The following is a 12,018-nucleotide window of genomic DNA, read 5'->3' as shown; positions in this document are numbered from 1 at the left end:
TATGCAAGCGTTCCTGACGCTTGAATGCCCAGAAAATAATCAATTCGCCTTTTGGTGGGCATTATTTCGACCCCATCTGAATAGTTACATAATTTATCCAATTTACCTAGGGTCTCGGCTTTCTTGTCGCAGTGTAAAAAGTGCATTTGTATACTTTTAGTCGCAAAGGTAAGGGGGCCGGAATCAAGTGTTGGTGGATGAAATATTGTTTCCTCGTCGCTGAGTTTAAGTTTGCTGTTCTAGAGCGTAGTCGAAGGCTTCACATAGCCAGTGCCCAATAAATAAGTGGGCTTCTTGTATGCGTGCGGTTTCTTCGCAATTGATAATAATACTTTGTTTAGCGATGTTTTTGACTTCGCCACCATCGCGACCAGTAAATGCAACGCTGTAGGCGCCAATGGTATTGGCTGCGGCTAGAGCCAGATTAATATTGGGACTATTCCCTGAGGTGCTGAGTCCAATGACTACATCCTTTGGGTCTGCAAGGCCTTGTACTTGTCGAGCAAAAACACTATCAAAACTATAGTCATTGCTGTGCGCGGTGAGTATTGAGGTGTCGGTGGTTAATGCAATTGCGCGGATCGGGGCACGTTCGGCTTTGTAGCGGACCATAAATTCAGCGGCAAGATGTTGGCTATCTGCTGCGCTGCCCCCGTTGCCGCAGAAAATTAATTTCCCGCCGTTGTTTATCGAGTTTGAGCATTGTTGATAGAGCTGGACTAATTCATCCGCGTGTTTATCAAGTGTTTCAAAAACGTGTTGATGGCGCTTAAGGCTGGATAAGTAGTGCGCATTCAGTGACATGATCAATTCCCGAAAAGTATTAAGCCAATTAATTATGGTTGGTAGCGGCGGCAGAATTTTGCACGTATTTGCGACCCCATTTTTTGCCACTTTCCTCGGAATAATGCAAGGGTACCTCCATTACTGCCTGATTTCGCTAAATAGTGGTAGACCCTAAAGCGGTTTTCGTAAGCGCGCCGCTGAATGTTGAGTTTGCTGTAGGTTTTGGCAAGAGCGGCCACGTCGTTCTTCGGCGATAGCTCGGGATTTTTTTTATAGAGCTCACCGCCAACAGGTCGAGTATGGGTAATCGGCGTTTCGTCAATAATGGCAATTTTATCGAGAGTGCTATTGTCGATTAATTTAGGCCATAGGCTGTCTAGGCCCCATCCAGATGGGCTCTGAGCAAAGGTATGTTTTAATTGAGCAAGTGCGTCGCGGCTGATAATGGGTGCCATCACTTCGACAAAATTAACATAGCGCAGGTGATAGTTGGGTTTTTGCAAGAGTGCGGGGAATGTGTAGAAAGATTGTAAGCTAAGCGCTGGTTGGGCCAGTGACAGTTGATGCCCGTTAAACAATGAGAACATTTGGTTGATGGTTGCCGAGCTTGCCAGTAAATCATCGTCAGGGAACCAAACGGCATCATAGGTGCTTATTAGCTCCCAGTATTGCTCTACGATTTCGCCAATTTTAGGCCATTTACCGCCTTTTTGTTGCTCGTAAAAGTCGGCTTGCTCTTTATATTTTTCGGCGTGATCTCCAAAATAGCTCAAAAAAAGATCAAAATTTGGCGATGCCCCTTTTAACCATTCGGAGTGGAGCGAATTATCGCCTACGCGTGCGACAACTAAAAAACGCTTGTCCATTTATAAACCTTAAAAAGTTAAACGCTTAAACCGGTGAAATGCAAAAACTAGGCATCGTCTGTTGGTTTTTATGTGTGGCCAAAAATTGCTTGGCCGTTTGTAGGGCTTCGTCGATGGTAATATCCATATCGAGGTAGCGATAAGTACCTAGACGGCCAACAAAGGTAATTCCGCTCTCGTTATTGGCAAGATTGACGTATTCGGTAAGCAAAGTTTTTTCGCCCATTAAACGGATCGGGTAATAGGGTGGATCTTCAGGTTCCGCGTCGCGCGAATATTCTTCGTAACATACCGTGTTTTCGTGTTCTTCCCATGGGGAGAAGTGTTTGTGTTCGGTAATGCGCGTAAAAGGTTTGCTGTCGTCACAGTAATTCATAACGGCGCAGCCTTGAGCGTCACCTTCGGTGCGAAATTCTTTGAAATCAAGTGTGCGATACCCGAGTCGGCCTAAGACGAAATCAAAGTATCCGTCGAGTGGGCCCGCATAGAAAACATGATCGAACCTTTTAATGTCGCTTTTGGTAATGCAACTATTCAAATGAACGGTAATGTTCGAATGATTTAACAGTGATTCAACGATGGGCGTATAGCCGTGCTTTGGCATCCCTTGATAGGGATGGCTGAAGTAATTGTCGTCGTAGTTAAAGCGTACCGGGAGTCGTTTTAATATGCTGGCGGGTAAGCTAACCGGAGAAACTCCCCACTGTTTAATGGTGTAATGCTTAAAAAAAGCTTCGTACAGTGTTGGCCCTACAAACTTGAGTGCTTGCTCTTCGAATGTCGTTGCTTCTTGGATGTCTTGATTGGCTTGTTCTGCAATGAAAATTTCAGCTTCCTTGGGCGACAGTGTTTGCTCAAACAGCTGATTGATCGTTAAAAGGTTGATAGGAAGGGAATATACCTTGCCGCCAGTCGTTGCTTTGACGCGATTGGTATAAGGCATAAATTCCGTGTGCTGTTTTAGATATTCCCACACATGACCTTTATCGGTATGAAAGATATGCGGGCCATATTTGTGGATCATCACGCCTGTTTCTGGGTCGCGTTCGGTAAAGCAATTGCCGGCAGTATGGTTGCGGCTTTCGTGGACTTCAATATTGTAGCCTGCTTCGGCCAATTCTCTAGCGATTACGGCGCCGGAAAAGCCAGCGCCGGCAATACCAATAGTGTTACTCATTGATCTACTGTCTCAATATTCATGGATAGTTTTGTGCGTAGCCAAAAGAGTTCTAGCCGGTATCGCCAATTACGCCAAGGCCAAGTAAAAGTTTTTCGGGACCCCCCTTTACCTTGCGCGTCGATATGGCTTTCAAATATCGCAGGCCAGATGCAATAAGGTCTAATGCCGCAGACCTTGAGGTCGAGCTCTTTAAAAAATTGCATGTCAATGTCGACAGGTCGATAAACTTTAGTTTTGGCGAGTAATTTTTTAGCACCTTGTCGGGTGATAATATAGCCGTTAGCGCAGTTGGGGATTCGCTTGTAGTTAACCCATTCAAATGACGGCGCAAGCGCTTTGCTGTCAATGACCTTGCAGTTGCTGTCGTCGCTGAGCTTTATAATGTCAGCGTTTACCTTTGAAGGTATTAAGTTTATTAAAGTGGAAAAATCGCCCTTAATTTCAATATCATCTTCCAGAATTACAGCCCAGCTGTGCTCGCTGCTTAGTAATTGTTCCCAGCATCGTCGGTGGCTTAAATAGCACCCGATTTCACCAATAGAGAGTGCTCGACGGTAATGTCTAGCATTCGCGCCTTTGTCATAGCATTGAGATATTTCATCTTGAGATAGGTCGCTACCTTTGATGCCGGCAATAATCGTGTAGTCCAGTGATGCGTTGCTCAGGAGATTCTCGACGTGTTTGCGGCGGTGTTCGGCCTCTGGCAGGTTGATGACATAGATAAGCGGCACTAATGATCGGGGGCTACTTTGTGTGTCGTGAGGAGTGCTCATGTATTGAATTCGGTTGCGGCGATAAGGTTGAACATCTGCGGTGCTTGGCAGGCTATTTTGGGAGCACAATAATACGGGTTGAATCGGTGCTTGGTTCGCCATGCTTTGCCGCTCAGGGTTGCAATTGAATGATTATATCAGAGCTACGCCGCTGGCTACAGCTTGCGTTTTCAGCTACCCTTGCGCTCCATTTTTAAGCGTGCCATATCCGCAGTGTGCGGCACTGACTATTTTGACGTTCTGATTTATGCAACTTTCTGATTTTGATTACGACCTGCCCGAACATTTGATTGCCAAAACGCCGGCTGCTGAGCGCACTGGCAGCCGGCTTTTATCGCTTGATGGGCCGACCGGGCAGCTTGATGATTTGCACTTTCCCGACTTGTTAGGTGCATTGCAGCCAGGAGACTTAATGGTTTTTAATAATACCCGCGTGATTCCTGCTCGGGTATTTGGTGCAAAATCAACGGGGGGTAAAATTGAAATCCTTGTTGAGCGAGTGCTGAGTGAAACACGTGTGGTTGCTCATATCCGCTCGAGTAAATCTCCTAAAGCTGGCGCTGTGCTGACTTTAGTCGGCGATAATGGTGACCAGGTTGATGTGACGGTGGCGGGGCGTGATGGAGATTTATTCGTTGTAGATTTCCCCGTTAATGATCCGGCGATATCAGTACTTGAGCGGATAGGGCATATGCCGTTACCGCCTTACATTGATCGTGCTGATGTTGAGGAAGATAAAGAGCGCTACCAAACGGTGTACAACGCGCATAAAGGGGCTGTGGCCGCGCCTACAGCTGGCTTGCATTTCGATGAGGCATTCCTTAAAGCAGTCAAAGATAAAGGGATTGATATTGCTTTTGTAACGCTGCATGTTGGTGCTGGAACATTTCAGCCTGTGCGAGTGAGCAATATTGAAGAGCATCACATGCACGCAGAATATATGGTGGTTGATGAGGCGACATGTGAGGCTGTGCGCGAAACTAAAGCGCGTGGTGGTCGAGTGATTGCGGTTGGAACTACGAGTGTGCGTTGTTTGGAGACGGCCTCGCAAAGCGGAGAAATCAGCCCTTTTAGTGGCGATACCAATATTTTTATTTATCCCGGCTACCCATTTCGAACCATTGATGCCTTAGTTACTAATTTCCATTTACCCGAATCGACATTGTTGATGCTGATTTCAGCATTTGCTGGCTACAATTTTATTAAAGAAGCCTACCGGCATGCCGTTGCGCAGCAGTATCGTTTTTTCAGTTATGGTGATGCCATGTTCATCACTAAAAACCCCAACGCCAAAGAACAGGGGCCTTGTTAATGTCTTTTATGCAGTTTGAACTTGATGAAACCAGTGAGTTGCCCGAGCACAATGCGCGTGCGCGCCGCGGCCGACTTAAATTTCCGCGAGGTGTTGTCGAGACGCCAGCTTTTATGCCGGTGGGTACTTACGGGACAGTGAAAGGCATGACGCCTGCCGATATTGAAGCTACCGGGGCGCACATTCTTCTAGGGAATACTTTTCACTTGATGTTGCGCCCCGGCACAGAAGTCATCAAAGCGCACGGTGATTTGCATGATTTTATGCAATGGGAGAAGCCAATACTGACTGATTCTGGCGGCTTTCAGGTTTTTAGTTTAGGTGCCATGCGCAAAATTACTGAAGAGGGTGTTATTTTCAAATCGCCGATTGATGGCAGTAAAGTAGCGCTCAACCCTGAAATTGCGATGCAAGTACAGCGCGATCTGGGCAGTGATATTGTGATGATTTTTGATGAGTGTACACCTTACCCTGCAACAGAAAAAGAAGCGCGCGACTCAATGGCCTTGTCTTTACGGTGGGCTAAGCGCAGTAAGTTAGCGCATGGTGATAATCCGAGTGCGCTGTTCGGTATTGTTCAGGGTGGTATGTACGAGCATTTGCGCTCTGAATCTTTATCCGGCTTAGAGGATATCGGTTTTGATGGTTACGCGATTGGTGGTTTGAGTGTTGGCGAGCCAAAAGAAGATATGGTTCGGGTTCTGGATAGCTTAGGTCCCGTTATGCCTAAGCAAAAACCGCGTTATTTAATGGGTGTCGGTAAGCCGGAAGACATTGTAGAAGCTGTTCGTCGTGGCATCGATATGTTTGACTGCGTTATGCCGACCCGTAATGCACGCAATGGCCATTTGTTTGCTCACGATGGCGTTATTAAAATTCGCAATGCAAAACATCGCCATGATACGGCCCCGCTAGATTCTGAGTGCGATTGTTATACCTGTAAAAACTTTAGTCGTAGTTATTTGCATCACCTCGATAAGTGCGGCGAAATACTGGGCGCGCAACTGAATACCATACATAATCTGCGCTTTTATCAAAAATTGATGAGCGATTTGCGTGATGCTATTTCGCGCAATGCTCTGGAGGTTTTTGTGGTGGAGTTTTATGCAAGACTAGGCCGCGAAGTTCCTGTTTTTGGTGCAACTGAAATCGATGGGCAAGCATAATCTGTGACGCAATGGGGGAGCTTTGGCTTGAACTCTCGACTTTACCCCCCATAAACAACACATTCAACGCCAAGTGGTTATAATCACGCGCCTATTTATGGCTAACCGATTATTGCAAGTCAGCGCAAGCCAGCTTAAGAATTTAATACATTGGACTCTCTCATGAACCGTTATCCGTTATGGAAATATTTGCTTCTCCTTGTTGTTCTAGGGCTTGGCATCGTTTACGCGTTACCAAATTTGTATGCACCAGATCCTGCAGTGCAGATAAGTGGCTACTCTATCGACCTTCAAGTTGATGAAAAGGTACTTAAACAGGTGGAGGCATCGCTAAAAGCGGAGGGCGTTGAATATAAAAGCGCTGTGCTTGAGGATAATGGCTCCGCTCTTATTCGACTTGTTGCACAAGAAGACCAATTACGTGCCCAGCGCGCTATTGAGGATGCGATTAATCGCAAAAATGCACGAAAAGGTGAGGGCGATAAGTACATTGTGGCCTTAAACAGTGCGCAAACCACACCGCAGTGGCTGCGTGATATGGGCGCTAGCCCAATGAATTTAGGGCTTGATTTGGCCGGCGGCGTACATTTTGTTTTAGAGGTGGACACCCCCAAAGCGGTAAATGACCGCCTTGAAGACAGTGAAGAGGTGATTAAAAAAGCGGTGCGTAAAGCCCGTATTTTCAATATTCAGACGGCAATAGAAAAGGGCGCTTTAGTGGTAACTGCACCTGATGAGGCCTCTCAATTACAGCTGTCTGACATTATTAAAGAAGAGCTGCCGCAAATGCAGCGTAAATCCTTGAATGAGGGTGGCTCTTTTATTATCACCGCAAAGCTTACGGAAGAGTCTATTCGTGAAATTGAAGATCATGCGGTTACTCAAAACTTAACAACATTACGTAATCGTGTGAATGAGTTGGGCGTCGCTGAGCCGCTTGTGCAGCGTTTGGGGCGCAATCGTATTATTGTTGAATTGCCTGGGGTACAAGACACGGCCAGAGCCAAAAAAGTGATTGGCAAAACAGCAAATTTGGAATTCCGCTTAGAAGCCAGTCCTGATGCGGGCTTTAGTCAGCGCCAAAAATACAATCATCGCCAAGAAGATGTGCAAGCTAGAACGGGCGGTTCTTACCTCGAGCGTAGGCCGATTATTACTGGCGAGAGTGTAACGAATGCGAGACGTGGGTTTGACCAAGAAACCGGTCAGCCACAAGTGAATATTTCGCTAGATGCTGACGGCGGTGATGCTATGCATCGTGCAACACGCAATAATGTTGGTCGTCGCTTGGGTGTGCTATTTATTGAGTATCGCCCGCGCTCGCGCTTTGTGACTGAAGCTGATGGGACAGAGCGTCAAGTTGTAGAGCAAATACCGGTTAAGAATATTATTAGCTTGGCAACGGTGCAAAGTGCTTTGGGTCGTGAGTTTAGAACAACTGGCCTAAGTGAAGGTGAGGCTGGTGAGCTTGCTTTATTGCTGCGTGCAGGAGCTTTGGCTGCCCCGATGGTATTTGTTGAGGAGCGAACAATTGGGCCCTCATTAGGTGCTGAAAATATTGAGCTAGGCGTTAAGTCGATAAAATTAGGGATGATTTTAGTCGTTATTATTATGCTTTTTTATTACCGTGTTTTCGGTATAGCGGCCAATGTGGCGCTTGCATTTAACGTCGCGCTTATAGCGGCAATTATGAGCCCTTTTGCTACATTAACGTTGCCGGGTTTGGCTGGGATCGTTTTGACTGTAGGTATGGCGGTAGATGCCAATGTGCTTATTTTCTCAAGAATTAAAGAGGAACTGAAAGCGGGGATGCCACCTCAAAGTGCTATTAACGCCGGCTTCGATCGCGCATTTACCACCATTCTTGATGCCAACATTACAACACTAATTGTAGCGCTAATTCTATTTGGTATTGGCTCTGGTCCTATTAAAGGTTTTGCCGTGACTTTATCAATCGGTATTTTAACCTCAATGTTTACTGCCATTGTTGTGACTCGCGCTGTTGTAAATCTTATTTACGGCGGCCGCCAAATCACCAAAGTGTCGATATAACGCCCTCAGATTCGGAGTCACATATGAGCGATAGTAAAGTTATAAGTTTTATGGCCTATGGCCGCGTTACAGCATTAGCGTCATTGGTGCTAATTGTTTTATCCATTGGTTCGTTGTTTGTTAATGGTTTGAGCTTAGGTTTGGATTTCACTGGAGGTACCTCTATTGAGCTAGAGTATGCCGAGGCACCCAACCTTGAAGAAGTTCGATCGCAGCTGGTGGAGGCGGGTTATAGCAGCGCAGTTGTTGTTGCATACGGCGCCGATACCGATGTAATGGTACGAATACAAGGCGATGCGGCCAATCTTGCGCAGCAAGTGAGTCAAGTTTTGAGTGCAGGTGATCGCGATGTAATGGTTAAACAGGCTTCTTTTATTGGCCCGCAAATAGGCGAGGAGCTGCGTGATGATGGTGGTTTAGGTATGTTGTTCGCGCTAGCCGTTGTGATGGTTTACGTGGCTTTACGCTTTCAATTTAAATTCTCTATTGGCGCCGTTGCTGCCCTAGTTCACGATGTGATTATTGTGTTGGGTATTTTCTCGTTATTTCAGCTTGATTTTGACCTTACGGTTCTCGCGGCTATATTGGCTGTTATTGGGTACTCATTAAACGATACTATTGTTGTTTATGATCGGGTGCGAGAAAACTTTCGAATTGTCCGTGACATGTCTGTAGTGGAAATTATTAATTACTCCCTCACACAAACACTAGGGCGTACATTAATGACATCGGGCACTACTATCGTAGTGTTACTGGCGCTATTTTTTGTGGGTGGTGAAATGATTCATAACTTCGCCACCGCTCTTCTTATCGGTGTCTGCGTGGGAACATATTCGTCTATTTATGTGGCCTCATCCATATTGCTGGCGATGAAAGTAACGCAGGAAGATTTGATGCCACCTAAAGTTGAAGTGGAAGGCGAGGAATTAGAAGAGCTACCTTAGTTTTCTTTTGTGCTGGCTCAGCTCTGCGGTTGAGCCAGCGTGTTCTGTTTCGAAATATTCAGTTACCTGTAGAGTTTAAATAACGCCCCTCACAAAAAATCTTCAGTCCATTAATGCCGATTAATGCCCACGACTCTATGTTTAGTCTGTGGGATTTACCGTAATCCACTGTTGGTTAACTAAAAGCTGCAGGGGTTTATATTGGCTTTTGTAATTCATTTTCTCGCAATTTTTTATCCAATAGCCTAAATAAAGGTAGGGCAGCTCCAATTGTTCTGCTCGCTTTATTTGATACAGAATGGCAAAGCGCCCTAGGCTTCTCGCCGTTTGATCTGGGCAAAAATAGGTGTAGATAGCGGATAGGCCATTTTCAAGTGTATCGCTGACTGCGCAGCCAATCAGCTCCCCTTTTTTTCTCATCTCAATATAATTTGTGCAGCCTAGAGGGTTGTTCAAAAAATCCAAATATTGCTGCCTGCTGGGTGGGTGCATGTCGCCATCGCTGTGCCTTACATCAATATAACGCTCATACAGCGCATAATGTTCGTCCATGTCGGGCTCTTGTGTCACCTCAATGTCTAAATCATGGTTTAGTTTTAAGCAGCGTTTTTGTGTGCGTGATAAAACAAAGCTGTGGACGGGGACCCTAATGGAAACGCAGGCGGCACAGTCATGACAGTGAGGGCGATAGATGTTGCCACCACTGCGCCTGAACCCTATTTGGGATAAGGCGCTATATAAATAGTCATCCATAGGGGCTGCAGGGTCAACAAATAGCGTCGTCGCTTTTTCCCCTTCGAGGTAGCTGCAGTCATGCTCACCTGTAGTAAACAGCTTGAGTTCTGAAAGGTCACTCACTGTGTTTTTAATCCTGTGCTGTATTAAATGTATCTACATTGCTAAAGATGGTACTTCCGGTATGAGTTTGCCACAGATCTTTAAAGTGATCCATTTTGGCTGTGGTGTGCTCTTTTAGCACCAACTCGAAGTCCCTGCGTGAGATTAAGTTGCCACCCAGTGTTTGAAGGTGCGGGTTTTCGACCTGACAATCAATCATTGCAAAGCACTTCTCTTGTGCCCACTGAGAAAACTGGGTGATTGCTATTTTCGATGCGTTACTTTGCAGGCTGAACATGCTTTCGCCAAAAAAAACGGCCCCAATGCCGACGCCATAAAATCCGCCAATTAAGCGACCGTCGGCAGCGCGAGTTTCAACAGAGTGGGCAAAGCCTTGATAATGAAGCTCGATGTAGGCTTCCATCATTTCGTCGGTTATCCAAGTGCCGTCTTGCTGCGCCCTAGGTTGCCTGCAGTGGGCGATGACGGCTTCGAAGTCGCAATTAAGCGTTACGGAGCAGGGTGTTTTTTTAACATAGTTTTTGAGACTTTTACTTTGATGGATGTCGCCAGGCGTGAAAACCATTCGTGGCTCTGGGGACCACCATAGGATTGGTTGGCCGTCGTTGAACCAAGGGAATATGCCTTTGGAGTAGGCGGCGATAAGGCGGGCGGGAGATAGGTCGCCCCCTACAGCCAGCAGGCCATTGGGGTCTGTAAGCGCCAGTGAGGTTGGGGGGAAGCTTGTTGGGTCTTCCCCCAACCACACTGGCTGTATCATTCTTGACTCAATAAAATTACAGTGAGATGACTAGCTGTCGAGGAATTTCTCGGCATCTAAGGCGGCCATACAGCCAGAGCCGGCAGAGGTGATTGCTTGGCGATAAATATGGTCGGCTACATCGCCCGCTGCGTAAACGCCTTCTATACTTGTTTGCGTAGCGTTGCCTGCTAACCCGCTTTTAACCACAAGGTAGCCGTTATGCATTTCCAGCTGGCCTTCGAACATGTCTGTATTGGGTTTGTGGCCAATAGCAATAAAAACACCGTTGACGTCAACATTTACAGTTGACCCATCTTGTGTGTTCTTTAGTCGAGCACCATTAACGCCAGAGTCATCACCGAGCACTTCATCGAGTTGATGGTTCCACATAATGGTGACATTACCGTTCTTTTCTTTTTCAAAGAGGCGGTCTTGTAAAATCTTTTCAGATTTCAATGAGTCGCGGCGGTGAACCAGAACCACTTCTTTAGCGATATTGGAAAGATATAAAGCTTCTTCAACAGCCGTGTTGCCGCCACCCACAACAATCACTTTTTGATCGCGATAGAAAAAACCATCGCAAGTGGCGCAAGCGCTTACGCCTTTACCTTGGAAGGCTTCTTCTGAGGGAAGGCCTAAATACTGAGCAGATGCGCCCGTGCAAATAATTAGCGCGTCGCAGGTGTATTCGCCAGAACCTGTAAGCTTAAATGGACGGCTGCTAAGGTCGACATCACTGATGTGGTCATAAATCATTTCGGTATCGAAGCGTTCAGCGTGCTGTTGCATTTCGACCATCAAGTCGGGACCTTGTAGGTCGTGAGCGCCGCCGGGCCAGTTTTCAACTTCAGTTGTTGTTGTGAGCTGACCGCCTTGTTGCATGCCTGTTATAAGGCAGGGATTTAGGTTCGCGCGCGCCGCGTAGATGGCTGCGGTGTAACCAGCGGGGCCTGAGCCCAATATAATAAGGCGACGGTGCTGAGAGTCAGTCATAGCTACATCCTAATTTCAGTTTGATAGGTTCAATGTTATTAGTGTTATATAAGGCAATATTGAGACTTTACCTTATTATACTTGCAAAAAGGGAGGCTATATTAAGTGAAAATTACCGCCTTCGCCATGAATTCATTATGCATTCATTGTTGTTCATTCATGGTGTGATTGAAAACTTAGCGGAAAGTTTGGTTTGTTTGTGCTTTTATTCCAGTAGAATATTTCAATTGCGTCAATTCAACGCCGAGGCACTTTGTGAGTGAAAGCAACATAGATACCCCCGTTAACGAAGATAATGAACCCTTCGATAAGCCCGTTCGAAAGTCGAGGGCGCGTAAGCGTGAGC

Annotated in this window: 11 protein-coding genes; 4 read left to right on the top strand and 7 right to left on the bottom strand. The window is 46.3% G+C overall.

Annotated features, from left to right (window positions below; all coding sequences use genetic code 11):
- Positions 1 to 225: 225 nt before the first annotated feature.
- From AC3A8L_RS04940 to AC3A8L_RS04925, 4 genes are read right to left on the bottom strand one after another with little or no spacing between them, the layout of a single operon-like run.
- Positions 226 to 804 (bottom strand): D-sedoheptulose-7-phosphate isomerase, encoded by a 579-nt coding sequence (locus AC3A8L_RS04940; protein WP_487961122.1) that lies wholly within the window; start codon positions 802 to 804, stop codon positions 226 to 228.
- A 32-nt stretch (positions 805 to 836) separates the two neighbouring features.
- Positions 837 to 1,652 (bottom strand): hypothetical protein, encoded by an 816-nt coding sequence (locus tag AC3A8L_RS04935; protein ID WP_487961121.1) that lies wholly within the window; start codon positions 1,650 to 1,652, stop codon positions 837 to 839.
- 25 nt (positions 1,653 to 1,677) lie between these two features.
- Positions 1,678 to 2,829, bottom strand: coding sequence for a UDP-galactopyranose/dTDP-fucopyranose mutase family protein (locus tag AC3A8L_RS04930; protein WP_487961120.1), 1,152 nt, complete (start codon positions 2,827 to 2,829; stop codon positions 1,678 to 1,680).
- On the bottom strand, positions 2,826 to 3,707 hold the full coding sequence (locus tag AC3A8L_RS04925; RefSeq protein WP_487961119.1) for a glycosyltransferase family 25 protein: 882 nt from the start codon (positions 3,705 to 3,707) through the stop codon (positions 2,826 to 2,828). Before AC3A8L_RS04925 ends, AC3A8L_RS04930 begins: the two co-directional genes overlap by 4 nt.
- 145 nt (positions 3,708 to 3,852) lie before the next feature.
- On the opposite strand from AC3A8L_RS04925, the gene queA reads away from it, so the two are divergent.
- The 4 genes from queA to secF all read left to right on the top strand — a co-directional run bounded on the left by queA (position 3,853) and on the right by secF (position 9,079).
- Complete coding sequence (gene queA, locus AC3A8L_RS04920) at positions 3,853 to 4,917, top strand: tRNA preQ1(34) S-adenosylmethionine ribosyltransferase-isomerase QueA (protein ID WP_487961118.1); 1,065 nt, start codon at positions 3,853 to 3,855, stop codon at positions 4,915 to 4,917.
- Between the two features lie 8 nt (positions 4,918 to 4,925).
- Positions 4,926 to 6,083, top strand: a complete 1,158-nt coding sequence (tgt, locus tag AC3A8L_RS04915; protein WP_487961124.1) for a tRNA guanosine(34) transglycosylase Tgt — start codon at positions 4,926 to 4,928, stop codon at positions 6,081 to 6,083.
- A 162-nt stretch (positions 6,084 to 6,245) separates the two neighbouring features.
- Positions 6,246 to 8,135, top strand: a complete 1,890-nt coding sequence (gene secD / locus AC3A8L_RS04910; protein ID WP_487961117.1) for a protein translocase subunit SecD — start codon at positions 6,246 to 6,248, stop codon at positions 8,133 to 8,135.
- 23 nt (positions 8,136 to 8,158) lie between these two features.
- Positions 8,159 to 9,079 (top strand): protein translocase subunit SecF, encoded by a 921-nt coding sequence (secF, locus tag AC3A8L_RS04905; protein ID WP_487961116.1) that lies wholly within the window; start codon positions 8,159 to 8,161, stop codon positions 9,077 to 9,079.
- Positions 9,080 to 9,220: 141 nt separating this feature from the next.
- Here secF and AC3A8L_RS04900 read toward each other — a convergent pair whose 3' ends face one another.
- From AC3A8L_RS04900 to trxB, 3 genes are read right to left on the bottom strand one after another with little or no spacing between them, the layout of a single operon-like run.
- Positions 9,221 to 9,937 (bottom strand): arginyltransferase, encoded by a 717-nt coding sequence (locus AC3A8L_RS04900; RefSeq protein WP_487961115.1) that lies wholly within the window; start codon positions 9,935 to 9,937, stop codon positions 9,221 to 9,223.
- 7 nt (positions 9,938 to 9,944) lie between these two features.
- The gene (aat, locus tag AC3A8L_RS04895; RefSeq protein ID WP_487961114.1) at positions 9,945 to 10,697 is read right to left on the bottom strand and encodes a leucyl/phenylalanyl-tRNA--protein transferase; all 753 of its coding nucleotides are present in this window, start codon (positions 10,695 to 10,697) and stop codon (positions 9,945 to 9,947) included.
- A 30-nt stretch (positions 10,698 to 10,727) separates the two neighbouring features.
- Positions 10,728 to 11,672 carry a thioredoxin-disulfide reductase gene (gene trxB, locus AC3A8L_RS04890; RefSeq protein WP_487961113.1) on the bottom strand — a complete coding sequence of 315 codons (945 nt, stop codon included), beginning with the start codon at positions 11,670 to 11,672 and terminating at the stop codon, positions 10,728 to 10,730.
- Positions 11,673 to 12,018: the final 346 nt, after the last annotated feature.

It is taken from the genome of Marinagarivorans sp. (assembly GCF_982758155.1).
This window is presented reverse-complemented; position numbering and strand designations above follow the sequence as displayed.